This is a genomic window from Streptococcus sp. HCA-5024 (assembly GCF_037890265.1).
In the GTDB taxonomy this organism is placed as follows: Bacteria; Bacillota; Bacilli; order Lactobacillales; family Streptococcaceae; genus Streptococcus; species Streptococcus lingualis.
In genome coordinates, this window is the sequence record NZ_JBBKBR010000001.1 from 661,527 (window position 1) to 680,057 (window position 18,531).

An 18,531-nucleotide genomic window follows, 5' to 3' on the forward strand; every position below is an offset into this window, starting at 1 on the left:
AACGGCAAGAGGCCGGGTGCACTGACCCAACCTCATTTTCTTTGCCGACGTCTCTTATAATTCTACTGTTGCAACTGGCGCATTTGCTGCCAATTTACCAGTATGTTCGACCTTAACAGATTTAATCGCATCTGCATTTGTGAAGACAACAATTGTTGAAGTTTCACGACCAGCTGCACGGATTGCATCAAGGTCTGCTTCCACCAAGAGGTCTCCAGCAGCCACTGTTTGACCTTCAGAAACTTTAACCTCAAATGGTTTTCCTTCAAGACTAACAGTATCTAGACCGATGTGAACCAAGACTTCCAAACCATTATCTGTTACCAAACCAAGGGCATGTTTGGTTGGGAAGACGCTAGTAACTTTACCAGCAACTGGTGAAACGATGTGGCCATTTTCAGGCTCAACCGCAAATCCGTCACCCATCATTTTTTGTGAGAATACAGGATCTTTCACATCTTCGATGTTAATCACTTCACCATCTGCAACGGAGTGAACTTCATCCGTCACACCTTTAAAGGTTGCTTCAGCCTTTTGAACTGCTGTCATTTGGCTAGGAAGTGTTTCAGGAATGACTTCACCTGAATCAAGAACGTCTTGGATATCAGACTTCAATACGTCAGCTTTAGGTCCGTAGATCGCTTGGACACCTTGTCCTTTCATGACAAGACCCATAGCGCCTTCAGCTTTCCATTGTTCTTCTGTTCCGACTTTTTCAGCGTCCTTAACGGTTACACGAAGACGAGTCATACATGCGTCAACATCTACGATATTGGCACGTCCACCAAGAAGGTTGATAATGTTAATGACTTGTGAGCTTGCTGAGCTTGTAGCAGCACCTGCTGCTGCACCATCTCCTGCAGGGGCATCATCATTTTGTTCATAGTTACCGTTACGTCCTGGAGTCGCATAATTGAATTTCTTAATCATGAAGTTAGCAATGAAGTACATGATAAATCCAAAGAGGACTGTTACCCATACAAAGTTAAAGATATCTAGTGCCAAACCAGCGTTGATGGCCATTGGTGTACGTGTCAAGAACTCGATTGAACCGAATGAGTGAACACGAAGGTGAACCAAGTCAGCCATTGCAAAGGCAGCACCTTGAACAAAGGCGTAGATCAAGTACAATGGTGTTGCAATGAACATGAACATGTATTCAATTGGTTCAGTAACACCTGTCAAGAATGTAGCAAGGGCAGTTGCAAAAAGCATCCCTTTGTATTTTTCTTTCTTATCTGGGTCCACATTGCGATAGATAGCAACTACAACCCCCATCAAGATACCAAATGATCCAATCATTTGACCAACTTTGAAACGAGCTGGTGTGTACGCATGAAGCAAGTGTTGGTATTGGCTAGGATCTGCCTTCTTCAAGTTAACAAGGTCTGTTACCCAAGCTAACCAAAGTGGATCTTGTCCAAATACAGTTGTTCCTTTGGCAGCACCTGTAAGAACTTGGTAGCTACCACCCAATTGAGTATAGTTGATTGGAATGGTCAACATGTGGTGAAGACCAAACGGCAAGAGAAGACGTTCCAAGGTACCAAACAAGAATGGTGCCAATACTGGAGCTGTTGATTGTGAGTTGGCGATCCAGACACCGAATCCATTAATTCCTGATTGAACCACTGGCCACAAGGCTGCCAAAACCAAGGCTGTAAGAGCTGAACGAACGATAACAACGAATGGGACAAAGCGCTTCCCGTTAAAGAAAGAAAGGGCTTCTGGAAGTTTACGGTAGTTATAGTATTTATTGAAAGCAGTTGCTCCAACAAAACCTGAGATAATCCCTACAAACACCCCCATATTAAGTGCCGGTGCTTCAAGGACACTAATGAAGTAGTCTGCAACTTTAATTGATCCACCTAAGATCGTATGAACGGTAGCATCCTTATCAGCCAACATTGCAGATGTAACTCCAAAAACTGCACCGGTAATACGGTTAATCAAGATGAAAGAGAGACCAGCCGCAAAGGCACCCCCAGCACGCTCTTTGGCCCAGCTACCACCGATAGCGAGTGCAAAGAGGATGTGAAGGTTACCGATAACCCCCCAACCGATTTGTTCGAGAATCCCACCTGTAATAACAAGTGGAGATAAATTCGGGTTGATCATAGGGATTGATTTCCCGATTGAAATCATCAACCCAGCAGCTGGCATGACAGCGATAACGACCATCAAGGCCTTACCAAACTTCTGCCAGAATTCAAAGCTAAATAAACTTTTGAATGATCCTTTATTCATCATTCAACCTCCTTATATTGTTTAAGGCTTTTGTTTTTAAGAAAACGTTTGCGCTTAATTTGTTTCTAGTATACCACATTTTAAAAATTTGTAAAGCCTTACATTCATTTTTTTCTCTAAATTTTATCTTTTTTTATCTTTTTTTAGCCAAATCCTTTTTAAAACCCATCCTTTCCAAACGCAAACGTTTCCCTTGGGTCATAAAAATATTCGAACCCTCTAAGTGTTCGAATATTTTATTCTAATGTGTCTTGCATGGCATAGCCAATCCCACGAACGGTCTTAATATAGCTTTTTTGACCGGGTAGATCAATTTTCCCACGGAGATAACGGATATAGACGTCCACAATATTAGTCTCACCTGTACTCTCGTACTTCCAGACACTCTCCAATAACTGATCTCGTGTCACCACCCCTTTGCTTCCCATCAGAGTCGCTAAGAGATCATACTCTCTGCGGGTTAAACTAATCATGTCTTTCCCACGATAGACGGTATGGTGTTCCACATCAATGCGCAAATTGCGGTATGATGTTGGGATTTTCATCTGGCTACAATGTTGGTCAATATAATCACGTCCTCTAAAAATGGCTGTGATCTTATCTACCAAATCGCTGATAATAAAGGGTTTGACCATATAGGAAACGGCAAAGCGCTGAATACTCTCTTTGTGCTCAGCAATTTTTTCGCGGCTATCCAAAACAATCAAAACAGAAGCTGGACGAATCCGACTGATTTCCTCTGCGAATGTTTCACCAGACATATCTGACAAATCGTAATTAAACAAGATCAGATCATATTTGGTCGCAGCAATCAAGGCCAGACCCGCTTTTCCATCCTCGACCACATCAACTTGATACCCCTCTTTTTGAAGTTCCAAATCAATGAAGCGAGCGATTTTCTTCTCATTTTCTACTAGTAGAACTCGTTTGACCATAGAGCAAGATTATTTTTCGTCGTACCAAGAATAGTGGAAGGTACCTTCTTTGTCTTTACGTTGGTATGTGTGAGCACCAAAGTAGTCACGTTGTGCTTGGATCAAGTTCGCTGGAAGGTCCGCTGAACGGTAGCTATCGAAGTAAGTGATGGCTGCTGAGAAGGTTGGTACAGGTACACCTGCTTGAACAGCAAGAGCTACAATGTCACGAACTGATTGTTGGTACTTAGCAGTGACATCCAAGAAGTACTCATCCAATAGAAGGTTAGCAAGATCTGCATCGCGGTTGTATGCATCTGTGATCTTTTGCAAGAAACGAGAACGGATGATACATCCATCGCGCCAGATAGATGCGATGTCCGCAAATGGCAAGTTCCAATTGTTTTCTTTAGAAGCGACGCGCAATTGAGCAAAACCTTGTGCGTATGAGATGATTTTTGAGAAGTAAAGGGCTTGACGGATTTTTTCAATCAATTCAGCCTTATCTCCTTCAAATTTGAATGCAGCTGGTTTTGGAAGAACCTTGCTTGCATGAACACGTTCTTCTTTGTAGGCAGAGATGTAACGGGCAAATACTGACTCAGTGATGAGTGACAATGGCACACCAAGGTCAAGCGCTGATTGGCTAGTCCATTTACCAGTTCCTTTGTTTCCTGCAGCGTCCAAGATGTAGTCTACGATTGGTCCATCTTGACCTTCGTCGTCTTTGCGTTTCAAGATATCCGCAGTGATTTCGATCAAGTAGCTGTCCAATTCACCCTTGTTCCATTCAGTGAAGATTTCAGCCATGTCTTCTGCAGAAAGGCCAAGCAAGTGTTGCATGAGGTCATAGCTTTCTGCGATCAATTGCATATCCCCGTACTCGATCCCGTTGTGGACCATTTTCACGTAGTGACCAGCTCCATCAGGACCGATGTAAGTCACACATGGTTTTCCATCTTCAGGCGCTTTTGCAGAGATTTCTTCAAGAACGTCAGCTACCAAGTCATATGCTTCTTTTTGTCCACCAGGCATGATAGAAGGACCTTCAAGGGCACCTTTTTCACCACCAGATACACCTGTACCGATAAAGTTAATCCCTGAGTTCGCCAACTCTTCGTTACGACGGATGGTATCTTTATAGAAAGTGTTTCCTCCGTCGATCAAGATATCACCTTTATCCAAATGTGGAAGAAGGGCTTGGATAGTTGCGTCTGTACCAGGTCCTGCTTGAACCATGAGCATGATACGACGTGGTTTTTCGATTGAGTTTACGAAGCTTTCGATATCATAGCTTGGCACAAAGTTTTTATCAGGATGGCAAGCAATCACATCTTCTGTTTTTTCTTTACTACGGTTATAAATGGCAACTGTATAGCCACGAGATTCGATATTAAGGGCAAGGTTACGACCCATTACGGCCATACCAACAACACCAAAGTTTGCTTTAGTCATGTGACACTCCTCTTTATAGTTTGCCTTTATTCTACCATTTTTCCTCCTCAAAAGAAAGCAGAAAATAGCTTCCCGCCTTCTCTAGAGGGAGAAGATCATGCAAGTCATTTGATCTTAAAAACAAAAGTGCCCGAGAAACAGTTCTCAGACACTTCTTGATGAATGGCATTAATCTTCTTTAGAAGCTAACTCCTCTGCTTCAATGACCGGTTGTTCTCCTTCTTTGAGTTTATTGACCGTCATATTGACCCCAAGAGCTCCTGCTAGCAATTGACGAATATCAAATCCGGCTCCTTGAGAGACTTGGTCGATACTTTGCATAATATCGCCCACCATCTTAGAAGCATTGCCTTCCCCGTACATGGTGATCTTATCCACCTTGGTTAATGGTTCTGCGACAGCACGCGCAATTTCAGGCAACTTGTCAACGACCATTTCAGTAATGGCTGCTTCTTGCATTTTCTTCATCGCTTCGGCCTTTTGGTCTAAACCTTTGGCTTCGGCTTCCAGTTTCAAGCGAATGGCTTCAGCCTCGGCACGACCTTTAGCCTCAATAGCTTCGGCCTCTTGCAATTGGGCAAATTTCTCGGCTTCGGCTTGAGCTTTTCGAGCTTCGGCTTCTTTTTGTGTTTCGAAGAGTTCTGCTTCCGCCTTGCGTTGGCGTTCGATCAATTCTGCTTCTGCAGCTTGTTGACGGGCATATTTTTCAGCTTCAGCTTGTTTGCGGATGTTGGCATCCAATTCTTGCTCACGAACCTTAACTTCGCGCTCTTTGACTTCTGCTTCTTTTTCTTGCTTCATGATATTGGCTTCGGCTGCCACGCGCTCTTGTTCACGACGTTGCACTTCTGCCTCAATTCCTTTAGCGGCATCTGCTTTTGCTTGGGCAATGTCTGCTTCTTGCTTGAGGGCTGCTTGTTTGAGTTTCAGTTCATTTTGTTTTTGCGCAATTTCAAGATCGGCAGCGACGCGTTTGTCGTTAGCCAATTTATCTTGTTCTGCTTCGACTTCCTTGCGTTCACGTTCTGCTTTGGCTTTGGCAATCAAGGCATCTTTCTTAATGGTTTCAACATTTTCAATCCCGAGGTTATCGATGACTCCCCCTTCATCAGAGAAGGATTGAACCGTAAAGGCGATGACTTCTAGACCCATTTTAGCCAAGTCTGGCGCTACGTTGTCTTGCACTTTTGAGGCAAACTCTTGACGGTCATTGACCATCTTACGGAGCTCCATCTGACCGATCACTTCCCGCAAGTTTCCTTCCAAGACATCTTGGACAGAATTGGAAATATCTGTCGTATTCCAGTTCAAGAAGTTTTCTGCAGCCCGGGCAATCATTTCATCGGTTGTACCAATTTTTAATTTAACAGCTGCATCGGCACGGACGTTAATGAAGTCCAGTGTTGGGACTGCTTCTGACGTCCGAACATCTGTCGAGAATTGCTCAATATCAAGATAAGAGCGTTGTTCGACAAAGGGAATCATAAAGCCAGCTTTCCCACGCAAGTGACGTTGCTTCCGAAGACCGGTAATGACCACGACTTCGTTGGGTTTAGCGTTCACATAACCTTTAACAAGCAAAATCAAAATAATAACTGCGACTATTAGGCCGGTAATCAACCAACCTGGAATAAATAAAGTATCCATACTTTTTCTCCTTTTTAGAGGTCTCCCCTCTGTTGTTTATTAATCCTAGTATATCAAAAGAAGGCCTTTCCTCAAAGGAAAGACCTGTATTTATGTCTAAATTTATCAAATGCAATCTCTAGCTTATTCTTCGTCAAACAAGCCATTTAGACCGGCGAAAGGACTGTTTTCTTCTTTCTTAATCGCTTGAGCGGCTTGGTATTCTTCTTCGGATAGGATTTTCCAATCATTGCCTTCAATAAAACCTTGTCCAGCCTCTTCTTCTGGAGTGAGAACCTTGAGAGGAATATTGAGCAGGATATTATCCGCTACGCTTTCACTCAGGTCAATCTTCCCACCTTCGATTGGAAGGATCAAGTCTTCCTCTAGGGCCTCGATATCTGCGTCAGACTGTACATCCTCCGCAAACACCTCTGTTACAGGATAGCTCTCTTGAAGCTCAACAGGCTCCATGCTTCGGCTAGATGCCAAAACGATGGTATAGCTCAACTGGTAATTCAAGACATAGAGGCCTGTATCATAGGCTACTCGTCCTGTCGCTGTCACATTCTTTAAATCAAGAATTTCTGGATTACGCTTTTGCAATTCTTTGAGCAAATCCAACTCTTGATCAAAGGCTAGTCCTTCAGGATTTTTACGGATTTCTTGTGTAAATAGGTTCATTCTTTTGTCCTCAAATCTTCTAGATACTACTAGTATATCATGAAGCTGCCCCTCAACCAAGAAGTCTCCTCAAAAATTTGTTATAATCATGAAAAAAGATACAGTAACTAGGCCAATTGGTGTTGTACACAAGGTCCCACCATCTCTTGGACAAAAGAGGGTCACTTGCTAGGGCATTGAGCAATGTTAGATAGAGGAGAATTCATGAAAGATATCGGAGCAGTTTTTCGGCAAATACGTGAAAGTCGTCACATCTCTTTAGAGGAAGCTACAGGTGGCGAATTTTCGCGCTCCATGTTATCTCGATTTGAAAGAGGAGAAAATGACCTGACGACGCAACGGTTTTTTCAGGCTTTGCAACAGATCAAAACCAGCCTCAGTGAGTTTTCTCATCTAGCAGGAATCGATCAGCACTCCTTTATTCCCAAATTGTTGAAAGAGCACTATGAAAACATGAGCTTGGAACACGATCAAGACTTGTACCAAAGCTACCAGCAAGCCTATCAGAAATATCAGAAAAAAGAAGACTTCTTAGCCAGCATTATTCTCAAAGTCCAAATGCTTGGCTTCTATCCTGAAGTAGAGCTCACCGCTAGCCAAGAGGAACTCGATTTCCTCCATGATTATCTCTTCTCTGTCACAATCTGGGGAAATTTTGAATTAAACCTGTTTTCTCTGACCTCTCCACTTTTCTCTAGTCAGCTCTATCGACAATACACAGAGGAGTTGGTCCAAAGGGAGGATTTCAAGCTTCTCCTAGATTCCTCTCGTCCTGCCATCAATTCTATTTTCCTTAATGGCTTTTTTCTGGCCATTAGTTCAAATGAATTTGAAGATGCATGTTTTTTTGACCACCTAATTAACGACCACTTTTACTCTGAGAACGAAGCCTACCTTCGGACGGTTTATCTCTACGCCAAAGGAGAATTTCTCTATCGAAAGGGAGAAAAAGAAATCGGTCTTGAAAAGATGGAACAGGCCATCCAGGTTCTCTCTATTCTGGATTGTAAGGACAGTGCCAACTACTACAAACAGGGCCTGCAAGAACTGATCAATAAATCCTAAAAACTCACAGATCTACTCTGTGAGTTTTTGTTGAAAATATGCAACATTAATTTTTTCTTGCTTTTTAGGTTTACAATAGGACTATCAAGTAAAGAAAGAAGGTTCTTCCCATGATGACCAAACTAAAAAACCACTTCCTCCGCTTTCTTCTCTCACATACCAGCGTTTATCTGAAGGATCAGGAACTTCTTCTCTCTGATGATGAGAAACTAGACCTCTTCAAACAGATCGTTCGATCTATCAAACAAGTCCTAGCAACTGATCACGTGAAGGAGGAAGGCTTATGAAACTCTTAGCTCGTAATAAAATTTTTGCCTTACTCAGCCTTTCTCGCTTTTTGAATACCCTTGGTGCTGCCATCTACAATCTGGTCTTTGTGGTCTTTGCTGCCAGCATGCCGCAACCGAGTCTGGCTGTTGGAATTGCTAATCTGATTGTGTTTATTCCTAGCCTCTTTACCATTTTTGTCGGGATGAAGGCTGACCATACGAAGAAAAAAGCTAACTGGTTGATCCGCATTGGCTATCTTCAAGCCATCCTCTTCATCCTTATTGCGCTCATGACCAAGATTCCGGGTTACCTTGCCTTTTCGATTGTTTGCTTCTTAAACATCGTTTCAGATTGTTTGAGTGATTATCGCGGAGGCTTGCAACTCCCTATCATGAAAAAGAATATCCCCGACGAGGATTTGATGGAGGCCTATTCCTTCAATCAACTACTTAGTATGGTCTGTTCGATTTCTGGACAAGCTCTAGGAGTTTGGCTACTAGCCATCAGCCATCAAAATTTCGCCCTGGTCGCTTCGATCAATGCAGTGACTTTTCTCCTGTCTTCCACTTGTCTCCTGATGAGAAAAAAGCAGCTGACACATGATTCCGTCATTGAGCCCAAAAGCAAGAATTCTTTGATACACGAATGCCAAGAGATGTACCAGAACGCTAAAAGTATTTTTGCAGATGAGGAGGTCCACCACTTTGGTAAGTTGCTCTTCTCATTGGTTCTCATCAATGCTCTTGGGGGATCCATCTCAGGTATCTACAATTTGCAACTGCTTCACTCCCCCTTCTTTCAGTTGAGCTTTAGCCAATCCCTCTTGATTTTAGAGGCAGTGACTATTTTAAGCATGGTCTGGGCTAGCCTGACACCCCACGACTATTTTTCCAAGCAATCACTCCACCATATCCTCCTGTGGATCGCAGGTGGGCTCACCATACTTGGGCTCACAAATATCCTAATGCACTGGGACATTCTTTCCCTTCTACTCATCACTTTCCTTGGTTATCTTGTAGCAAAAATCAACCCAAAAGTTTCCAGTCTTTTAATGAGCAAATTACCCGCTGAAAAATTAGCTTCTACGTCTAGCTTTTTGGGACTGATGGTCAGCTTTGCCATGCCACTTGGGACAGCTCTCTTTTCTAGTCTAGCTATCTGGAGCCTTCCCCTAGCGTGGGGGATGTTTGCCATTCTCGGTTTCGGCACCGTCCTCTTAACAACCAAATAAAAAATCCACCGTTTGGTGGATTGATCTTGAAGACAAAGTTATCTTAAAAACTTTCCTTAGGTGAGGACGGACGTCAGCGAACTTCTTCGAAGTTCCATGACTTAGTTTTGGACACAAGGTTCCAAAACTCCCGAGTGCTAGAAACAAAAGTGTTTCTAGCACTTTTCTCACAGCGGAAAGTTTCAATAGATGAGTTAATAATTCTAAAGAATAAATTTCTTTTATTTGTATAGAATTTATTAGATTTATAAAGAAAAACAGTTTTCCCACACTCTCAATCCTACTAATGGTGGATTTTTTACATTTTTCTTAGGCGAGCTACCCGTTCAGCAATGGGTGGGTGGGTATAAAAGAGTTTTTGCAAACCGGATTCTTTTTTAGGATCGTTGATAAAAAGAGCACTGCTCGCATCATCGACATGTCGTTGCATTGGTTCGCTATTGTCTAGTTTTAACAAAGCATTGATCATCCCTTGAGGATTCCGCGTCAATTCAACACTTGAAGCGTCTGCTAGGAACTCCCGTTGACGAGAGATGGCTAACTGGACCAGGGTCGCTGCTAATGGTGCTAAAACGATGGCAAGCAAGGAAAGAATCAACATAACAATCTCCAAACCACCGCTACCTTCTCGATCATCGTCCCGGCTACGGCCACCGCCCCACCACATCATCCGACCACCAATGCTAGAAAGCATGGTGATGGCACTAGCAAGGGCAACTGCAATCGTAGAGATGCGAATATCGTAATTGCGAATATGGCTGACTTCGTGTCCGATGACTCCCTCCAATTCCTCACGGTTCATCACAGCTAGAAGACCTGTCGTTGCTGCAACAGCAGCATTTTGAGGATTAGACCCTGTCGCAAATGCATTCATAGAAGGATCATCTACAATATAGACCCTAGGCATGGGGATCTGGGCTACCATAGCCATATCTTGTACAATATGGTAGAGTTGAGGGGCTTGCTCTTCCGTTACCTCATGCGCCCCATTCATCCGCATGACAACTTCGGTGGATTGAAAAATCATGCTAAAGGCATAGATTCCACCAATAATCAAAGCTAGGATGACGCCACCAAGGGAGGAGCCTAACCAGAGGTAACCAACGGCTGCTCCGATAAGAGCTAAGAGTATGAAAAAAGCAATAAGGAGAATCCAAGTTCTCCTTTTATTGCTTGCAATTTGGTCAAAGAGCATATTAGTCTCCTAATCCGCTAAAGTCCACCTTTGGTACTGCTTTTTCTTCTTCAGGCACTTGAAGAAATTCGGCTTGTCTGAAGCCAAACATTCCAGCAATTACGTTTGTTGGGAAAGTTTCCAATTTCACATTGTAGTTGCTTGTGACACTGTTGTACAATTGACGGGCATAAGAAATTTTGTTTTCTGTATTGGTCAATTCTTCTTGCAATTGCATGAAGTTGGTGTTAGCTTTCAAGTCTGGATAGTTTTCAGCAACCGCAAAGATGCCTGCCACTTGACGGGAAAGAGCATCGCTGGCCGCCATTGCTTCTGCAGGTGAAGAAGCTTGAGCCACTTGTTGGCGAAGTTGAGTGACTTTTGCTAGTGTATCTCCTTCGTACTTGGCATAGCCTTTAACGGTTTCGATCAAGTTTGGAATCAAGTCATTCCGACGTTTCAATTGTACATCAATTTGACTCCAAGCTTCACGAGTTTGCATGCGGCTTTTCACCAAACCGTTGTAAACTCCTACTACAATCAACACAAGGACCACAATGATCCCAAGAATAATCCAAATCATTTTATTGAATTCCTTTCATTTCTTTCTACCAGTATATCAAATTTCCCTTATTTTGTGGTAAAATAATAGCATGAAACCAGAAGAATTTTATGCCCGTTTAGCCGAACTCGGCTTTCCATTAACTGATCGTCAAAAAGAGCAATACGAACGCTATTTTGAGCTCCTCGTGGAATGGAATGAAAAGATTAATCTCACCGCCATCACCGAAAAAGACGAAGTCTATCTCAAGCATTTTTATGATTCGATCGCACCCATTTTACAGGGCCTGATCGAAAACCAACCCATCCGTCTCCTGGATATCGGAGCTGGCGCTGGCTTTCCCAGCCTACCCATGAAGATCCTTTTCCCTGAGCTGGATGTGACCATCATTGATTCCCTTAATAAGCGGATCAATTTTCTCCACTTGCTGGCTGAAGAGTTGGGCTTAAATGGGGTTCATTTCTACCATGGACGAGCTGAAGACTTTGCACAAGACAAGGCCTTTCGTGCCCAATTTGATATCGTAACTGCCCGCGCTGTTGCCCGCATGCAGGTCCTCTCTGAACTGACCATCCCTTACCTGAAAGTAGGAGGACGGCTTCTTGCTCTCAAGGCCAGCAATGCTCCAGAAGAGTTGGAAGAAGCCAAAAATGCCCTCAACCTGCTATTTAGCAAGGTTGAAGACAATCTACAGTATGAATTGCCAAACGGGGATCCACGCTTTATCACTCTTGTAGAAAAGAAAAAAGAAACCCCCAATAAATACCCAAGAAAAGCAGGCATGCCCAATAAGCGTCCATTGTAGTAAGATACAAAGGGCTAAGCGGATAAAGTCAAAATAGGGAATTCGACGCAGAATCCAAAAGATTCTAGGAGGATTCATCTTTTTGACACAATCCGCAGCCCGTGTTCATTTCAGTAAGATACAAAGGGCCAAGCGGATAAAGTCAAATAAGAGGCTGGGACAAAAGTCCTAGCCTCTCAATTGTTTTTGGATTGTCGAGCAAGACGCAGTGGTTGAGTGGGCTCTACTACGCTGATTTCATCAGCTTTTACAGCCCTACTCAACTGTGCGGAGGTGGGACGACGAAATCGAATTCTAACGAATTACCGATTTCTGTCCCACTCTCTTTTTTATTTTTGTTTCAATTCTGTTCGCAGGGCTTCTTGTTGCTCTTTTGTCAGATGAACGCCCTTACTTGCAACAATCTGGCTAGAGACTTTGTTAGCAAATCTTAAGGCTTGCGTCATATCTAAACCTTCTAAACGAGCGGATATAAAGGCTCCCACATGGCTATCTCCAGCACCTACTGTATCGACAACTTCTGTTGGAAAACCGTCTGCTTCATACCAGTTGCCATCATAGGCAACCGCTCCGTTTTCACCCAAGGTGACAATGACTAATTGTCCCGTTCTCTGATACAAGTGTTCGATGGCTGGCTGGATCTCTCTACACCCTGAAAAAGCCAGTGCTTCAGCCTCATTAACATGGAGAATTGGATGCAGATCATAAATTGCTTCCAGTCGATCCTTTGGAATCAAGAGTCCGCGTGGCCCTGGTGCAAAAATCACCTGACCTTCTAGTTGCGAAACAGACTGGACCAATGCAAGACCGGTTGGCTCCTCGACTTCAAGGCCACATAAGTAGATGTAATCAAACCGATCTGTCTCGAGCTCTTTTAGCCACTCTGCTTGAAAGCTGTACTCCACTCCGTGATCCGATAAGAAGGTCCTCTCACCATCAGACTCTACAAAGCAGTAACAGCAACCATTGTCCCCTTCTAATGAGATGCTAGAGGAAATCCCTAATTGTTTTAGCTCTCTCCGAATAAAATCACCATATATTCCAGAACCGACTGGCGAGACAAACTGGTAGGGTTGCGACAAAAAATGAAGGATATTAACGACATTAAAGGCACAACCTCCCACAGACCATTGCTGGTGATCAATATGGGCATCTCCTTCACGACTCGGCAAACGATCCAAGTAAATCATCACATCACAAACTGTAGAACCAATAATTAAGGCAGCTGTCATCTTTTTCTCCTTACTTTGCCTTCTATTATACCAGAGGAAAGATAAAAAACAACCAACCCCATGTGGAGTGGTTGCTTCTCTTTTTAGTCACGATAAACAGGTTGAGGGCCAAAGGTTTGGGAAACCGGCATGATTTCAATCCGATTGACATTGACATGCTTGGGCTGTTGGATCAACCAAGCTACGGTGTTGGCAATGTCTTCCGGCTGAATGGCATGGGCACCTCGATAGAGGGCCTCTACCCGTTTTTCGTCTCCTTTAAAGCGAATAGAAGAGAACTCTGTCCCTTCGCAAAGACCAGGTTCAATATTGCTGACACGAATCTTCTTGCCAGCTAGATCCGCCCGAAGATTGAGGGAGAATTGCTTGACAAAAGCCTTGGATGCCCCGTAAACATTGGCCCCTGGATAAGGCACAGTCCCTGCTGTAGAGCCCAAATTGATAATATAGCCATCATTTCGTTCCACCATCTGGGGCAAGATTTTCCTTGTCAGATAGGTCAGGCCGACAATATTGGTCTGAATCATGGTCAGCCAGTCTGCAATCTCTGCTTCATAAGCTGGGGCGAGGCCTAGAGCTAAGCCAGCATTATTGACCAAAACATCCACTCTCTCCCAAGCTTTTGGCAAACTGGCAAGTGCATGATCTACCTGAGAAAGATCCGTCACATCCATTTGCAGGGGATAAAAGGCTTCTCCCAGCTCTTCTTGAAGGGCATGTAATTTATCGATGCGTCTAGCTGATCCGATCACACGATATCCATCTGCTACTAAACGACGGCAAATCGCTTGACCAAAACCAGCTGAAGCTCCTGTTACTAAAATCGTTTCTGACATGTCATTACCTCCATGGATTGTAAAAACGTCCTTGATTGACAAAGATCAGGACAATACTCAAAACCAGAACAGCCAAGGCTGATAGAATCATCCCATAATCTTTCATTTCCATGGCTTGATGAGAATACCAGGTCCGCTTTTTATTTTTACCAAAGCGACGTAATTCCATAGCCGTAGAAATGCTGTCAATCCGCTCAAGTGAGCTAAAGATTAAGGGAGAGATGATTTGCAAATTGCCTTTGATCCGCTTGATCAGCTTGGCCTTTTTGGACAATTCCACCCCTCTGGCTTCCTGAGACAATTTAATCGTTTGATATTCTTCTTGTACATCAGGAATGTAACGCAGAGTCAAGCTGACAGAATAGGCAATCTTGTAGGATACGCCAATTTGGTTGAGGCTTGAAGCAAACTGACTAGGATGGGTCGTCATCAAAAAAATCAAGGCTAGAGGTATGGTACAGACATACTTAAGAGCTAAATTAAAAAGATAAAAGAGTTCCTGCGAGGTGATACTATAGGAGCCCCACCCCTTCATCAGTACCGTCTTTGCCCCGTAGATCTCTACACCATACTGGGGGGCAAAGAGATAGACCATGACAACATTTAACAGTGCAAAAACAAGAGCAAATGCAAGTACAAATGAAATATCCCGAAATCGAATACGAGCTGTAGAGAATAACAGTAAGGCGCCCACACCAATTCCTAGAAGGAGCCGGGTATCATAACTCAACATGGCCGCAAGAGATACAAAAAGAAGAAAGAGTAACTTACTCGCACCTGAAAGGCGATGAAGAAAACTCGTCCCCTCATGGTAGCCGACTAATCGATGATTCATGACCTGCTCCTTTCTGTTGCATATAAAACTGCGTTAGCGCCAAGGGATCCATTCCTAATCGATTGGCTAAGGCAAAAATCGAAGTCTCTTTGAGATTAGCCTCTTGTAAAATATCCGGATGAGTGAACAGCTCTGCAGGTGGGAGATCTGCTAGAATTTGTCCGTCTGATACTACAAGGGCACGATCAGAATAATCCAACATCAGCTGCATATCATGGGTAATCATGACAATGGTATGGCCTTTTTCTTGCAAGCTATCTAGAAATTCCATGATTTCAGTGTAATTGCGCTGGTCCTGACCTGCTGTCGGCTCGTCCAAGACCAAAATTTCTGGTCCTAAAACTAGTATAGAGGCGATGGTCACCCGTTTCTTCTGCCCATATGAGAGAACAGAAACCGGCCATTTACGAAACTCATAGAGACCACAAGTTTTCAGTGCTTGATAGACACGCTTCTTAATATCTTCTTCCGATATCCCCCGCAAGCGCAAACCTAGAGCGACTTCGTCAAAAATCATATTGGTCGAAATCATTTGATTGGGGTTTTGTAGGACATAACCGACTCGCTCAGCCCGTTCCTTGACACTCTCCTGCTTGATATCTTCACCTCTAGAGGTGTATTGCCCTTCTGTGGTAATGAATCCACAGATGGCTTTCGCAAGAGTTGATTTTCCTGCCCCATTCTTCCCGACAATCGCTAAGCGCTGCCCCTTAGGTATACTGAGGGATATATTTTTTAAGATCGGATGATTTTCTTGATAGGCAAAGGAAATCTGCTCCAACTTCAATAGTTCTTCTGCTTCACCAGTTTTAGTAAAGGTCGCTTCTGGAATGGAACGATTCACACCAGTAAGTTCGATATCTTCTAGACGATCTAGATGCTCCAATTGATCGATATCCTGACCAAGCTGGCGAAGAGTTGTTAAATAAAGAGGTTCTCGAATCCCATTTTCAGCTAGCAGTGTCGTCCTCAACAACTCATCTGGTTGACCATTATAGAGAACTTGTCCTTGATTGATCAAGATAACCCGATCAACAGGACGGTAGAGTACATCCTCTAAGCGGTGTTCGATAATAATGGTGGTCGTCCCCTGTTCTTCATGAATCTGATCAATCAGATCAATAATATCCTGACCCGACTTGGGATCTAGATTAGCCAGTGGCTCATCAAAAAGGAGGATCGGACTTTCGTCAATCAGTACACCTGCTAAGCTCACTCGCTGTTTTTGCCCACCGGACAAATCTTGTGGCCGATGATCCAAGAGCTTCATCAAATCTAAGCGTTCTGCCCAACTCTGCACACGCTCTTTCATCGTTCCCAGATCCACCATGTCATTTTCAAGGGCAAAAGCCAAGTCTTCTGCGACACTCAAACCGATAAACTGGCCGTCTGTATCTTGCAAAACCGTACTGACCAAATGAGATTTCTCATAAATACTGAGATCAAAGGCTTCTTTCCCCTGAATGAGGAATTGTCCACTACTGGTTCCCTTATAGATATTGGGGATAATCCCATTTAAGCACTGGCCAATGGTTGACTTCCCAGAACCAGATGGCCCAACAATCAGAACCTTTTCCCCCTTATAAATGGTTAAGTTGAGATTTTTTAAAGTTGGCTCAGACTGTGCCTTGTATTGGAAGGAAAAATCCTTCAGTTCAATCATTGCTTCTTTCATTTAGTTTGCCTTTTCCCAAAAGAGCGCAAATTGGATGGCCAAATCCGCGATTCGATCCTTGCTATCTAAATCCTCATGACTAGATAAGGTTCGGATATCCCATTTTTCTTCCGAGAGGTGGTCTGCTGCGTAGAAGAAATGGCAGAGCTCAAAGCCCCTATAAGCTGCTAAGGCTGCCACTGCCGAACATTCCATATCCACACAGATGGCTCCTGCTTCCTTTCGTCGCTTCATCTTGTCGATGGTTTCCCGGTAGGGTGCATCTGTCGTCCACACTTTTCCTGACTGATAAGAAACCTTGTGACTGTCCAGAAAGGCTTGGAAGAGAGGGAGGGTTTTCTTGTTTACTTCCACTTCATCACTAGCCGGAAGATAGTGGTAACTGGTCCCCTCGTCGCGAAGAGCAGCCGTTGGAATGATGATGGAGGTTGCTTCGATATCACGGTCTAAAACCCCACAAGTCCCAAAGAGCACTAGTTTTTCCATCCCAAATTGAATCAAATCCTCTATAATCCCCACACAGGAAGCAGCCCCAACTGGGGCATTAAAGGCAGTAATCTGTTGGTCTTCAATCGTAATCCCATAGACTAGGACTTCAAAGTTGGCCATGGAGGTTCTTGCAATGACCTCATGATCGTAATTTTCAAGGAGGCGCGCAAAAGTTACTCTTGAAAAGCAAGAGATGACTACTTTGGGAAATCCTTCAATTGGTTTGTGTAAGTCTTGTGGATTAATAATAGCCTGTCGGTTGGCGTCAAATTCTTCTAACAACATCTCGGGCACCTCATTCATTCTACTTCTAGTTCTCTATTATACCACAATTAGCCTGCTCGATGGTTTTTGCTCAAAAGAAGAAACATAAAAAAGAACTGCTCCCAGACGTTAAATTTTTCGGATCAAACGTCGGAAGAACAGTTCACTTCGATATTTTTTACTTGTTTTCCAATTGCGCTAATTCTAGCAAGCGTTCTTTGGACAATTTTTTAATTTCAATTTGACTAGCATCAAGCAGCTGGAATTCATCTGGCTCTAAGGCCTCCAGTAAGTCCTTCAGAGCAAGAGAGCCAATTGGATGGTAATTTTCTGGCTTATCCGGATCTCCATCGATCGCAACCAATAGCACCCGCCAATCAATGATACCCGCTAAGCCCACGATTTCTACATATTCTGCAGGAACATGTGGCACCCGTGGCAAGACTGTATCCGTATCTTCTGTCAAGCTATAGCTGGCTAAGAAGGCTCCTGTCTCCTCCTGTTGGTAAAAACGGACTTGACTGAAATAAGCTGCACTATATTGAATCTTCTTGATAAAGGCGGAGTAGGCTTCTAGGGGATGGACATGGTTCAAGACTTCCTGCACTGTATCCCGATCCAAATAGACCGGATGAGCGAAGCCTTGTACTTCAAACTCTTTTAGATCTTTTTCCTTGGTCAAATTCCCCAGCGTTTCTAGGATAACGACTTCATAATCAAAATGGAAAATAGAATCTGGAGTATAGCTCACGCCGTCGCTCGATACAATCTCGGTTCCCAACACTTCTGCTAAACGACTGATCCAGCGCAGGGCCAACTGCCAATCTTCTTCTATCGCAAAAGAGGGCACCTGAATTTGATAGGACTCTTCCTCATCAAAATAGCGTAACTGCAGAGGAAGACCACTCTTTCTATACACGATACAGTTCAAGCCTTCAAAATCATTTAAGGGACGATGAAGAGTAGCAGAATCATAGTTGTAGGTTGTTAACCCCTCCACTAATTTAAGAACTTCCTGTGCTGCGAGTACTTTCTGATAGCCAAATAAGCTCTTTTTATTTTTGATTGAAAACACGATACTCATTTGTTTTCTCCTTTGTGAAATCGCTTACCTAAAGTATAGCACAATTTTCAATCAATTTCCATATAAAAACAGCCTGAGCTTTC

General features: G+C 43.5%; 17 protein-coding genes. 4 read left to right on the plus strand and 13 right to left on the minus strand.

Annotated elements, in window-relative coordinates; translation table 11 throughout:
* Positions 1-54: 54 nt before the first annotated feature.
* The 5 genes from WKT08_RS03340 to WKT08_RS03360 form a co-directional block, all read right to left on the minus strand.
* The gene (locus tag WKT08_RS03340) at positions 55-2,247 is read right to left on the minus strand and encodes a PTS transporter subunit IIBC (protein WP_223142067.1); all 2,193 of its coding nucleotides are present in this window, start codon (positions 2,245-2,247) and stop codon (positions 55-57) included.
* A 236-nt stretch (positions 2,248-2,483) separates the two neighbouring features.
* Positions 2,484-3,182, minus strand: a complete 699-nt coding sequence (locus WKT08_RS03345) for a response regulator transcription factor (RefSeq protein ID WP_070595357.1) — start codon at positions 3,180-3,182, stop codon at positions 2,484-2,486.
* Positions 3,183-3,191: 9 nt separating this feature from the next.
* Complete coding sequence (gndA, locus tag WKT08_RS03350; protein ID WP_003004949.1) at positions 3,192-4,616, minus strand: NADP-dependent phosphogluconate dehydrogenase; 1,425 nt, start codon at positions 4,614-4,616, stop codon at positions 3,192-3,194.
* 168 nt (positions 4,617-4,784) lie between these two features.
* A complete protein-coding gene (locus WKT08_RS03355) occupies positions 4,785-6,263 on the minus strand; it encodes a flotillin family protein (protein WP_003005145.1) in 1,479 nt (492 codons plus the stop codon).
* 123 nt (positions 6,264-6,386) lie between these two features.
* Positions 6,387-6,926, minus strand: a complete 540-nt coding sequence (locus WKT08_RS03360; RefSeq protein WP_251457882.1) for a YceD family protein — start codon at positions 6,924-6,926, stop codon at positions 6,387-6,389.
* A 204-nt stretch (positions 6,927-7,130) separates the two neighbouring features.
* Between WKT08_RS03360 and WKT08_RS03365 the strand changes: the two genes are divergently transcribed.
* The 3 genes from WKT08_RS03365 (at position 7,131) to WKT08_RS03375 (ending at position 9,492) form a co-directional block, all read left to right on the plus strand.
* Positions 7,131-7,991: a helix-turn-helix domain-containing protein gene (locus tag WKT08_RS03365; protein ID WP_251457879.1), complete on the plus strand. Its 861-nt coding sequence runs from the start codon at positions 7,131-7,133 to the stop codon at positions 7,989-7,991.
* Between the two features lie 110 nt (positions 7,992-8,101).
* Positions 8,102-8,278 (plus strand): hypothetical protein, encoded by a 177-nt coding sequence (locus WKT08_RS03370; protein ID WP_162837396.1) that lies wholly within the window; start codon positions 8,102-8,104, stop codon positions 8,276-8,278.
* Complete coding sequence (locus tag WKT08_RS03375; RefSeq protein WP_340280005.1) at positions 8,275-9,492, plus strand: MFS transporter; 1,218 nt, start codon at positions 8,275-8,277, stop codon at positions 9,490-9,492. Before WKT08_RS03370 ends, WKT08_RS03375 begins: the two co-directional genes overlap by 4 nt.
* Before the next feature lie 298 nt (positions 9,493-9,790).
* On the opposite strand, the gene htpX is transcribed toward WKT08_RS03375, so the two are convergent.
* Together htpX and WKT08_RS03385 are read right to left on the minus strand one after the other, a co-directional pair.
* On the minus strand, positions 9,791-10,687 hold the full coding sequence (gene htpX, locus WKT08_RS03380) for a zinc metalloprotease HtpX (protein ID WP_340280007.1): 897 nt from the start codon (positions 10,685-10,687) through the stop codon (positions 9,791-9,793).
* 1 nt (position 10,688) lies between these two features.
* Positions 10,689-11,249 carry a LemA family protein gene (locus WKT08_RS03385; RefSeq protein ID WP_023918932.1) on the minus strand — a complete coding sequence of 187 codons (561 nt, stop codon included), beginning with the start codon at positions 11,247-11,249 and terminating at the stop codon, positions 10,689-10,691.
* A 70-nt stretch (positions 11,250-11,319) separates the two neighbouring features.
* Between WKT08_RS03385 and rsmG the strand changes: the two genes are divergently transcribed.
* Positions 11,320-12,033, plus strand: a complete 714-nt coding sequence (rsmG, locus tag WKT08_RS03390; RefSeq protein WP_340280010.1) for a 16S rRNA (guanine(527)-N(7))-methyltransferase RsmG — start codon at positions 11,320-11,322, stop codon at positions 12,031-12,033.
* Between the two features lie 329 nt (positions 12,034-12,362).
* Here the strand turns inward: rsmG and WKT08_RS03395 are convergent, their stop codons facing one another.
* The 6 genes from WKT08_RS03395 to WKT08_RS03420 form a co-directional block, all read right to left on the minus strand.
* Entirely contained in the window at positions 12,363-13,265 is a 903-nt protein-coding gene (locus tag WKT08_RS03395) for a carbohydrate kinase family protein (protein ID WP_049488424.1), read from the minus strand.
* 83 nt (positions 13,266-13,348) lie between these two features.
* Positions 13,349-14,101 carry an SDR family oxidoreductase gene (locus WKT08_RS03400; protein ID WP_045759779.1) on the minus strand — a complete coding sequence of 251 codons (753 nt, stop codon included), beginning with the start codon at positions 14,099-14,101 and terminating at the stop codon, positions 13,349-13,351.
* Positions 14,102-14,105: 4 nt separating this feature from the next.
* Entirely contained in the window at positions 14,106-14,936 is an 831-nt protein-coding gene (locus WKT08_RS03405) for an energy-coupling factor transporter transmembrane component T family protein (RefSeq protein WP_049485614.1), read from the minus strand.
* Positions 14,908-16,611 (minus strand): ABC transporter ATP-binding protein, encoded by a 1,704-nt coding sequence (locus tag WKT08_RS03410; RefSeq protein WP_340280016.1) that lies wholly within the window; start codon positions 16,609-16,611, stop codon positions 14,908-14,910. Before WKT08_RS03410 ends, WKT08_RS03405 begins: the two co-directional genes overlap by 29 nt.
* Entirely contained in the window at positions 16,612-17,385 is a 774-nt protein-coding gene (locus WKT08_RS03415; protein ID WP_129299790.1) for a nucleoside phosphorylase, read from the minus strand.
* A gap of 157 nt (positions 17,386-17,542) precedes the next feature.
* Positions 17,543-18,448: a DUF4299 family protein gene (locus WKT08_RS03420; protein ID WP_129299791.1), complete on the minus strand. Its 906-nt coding sequence runs from the start codon at positions 18,446-18,448 to the stop codon at positions 17,543-17,545.
* Positions 18,449-18,531: the final 83 nt, after the last annotated feature.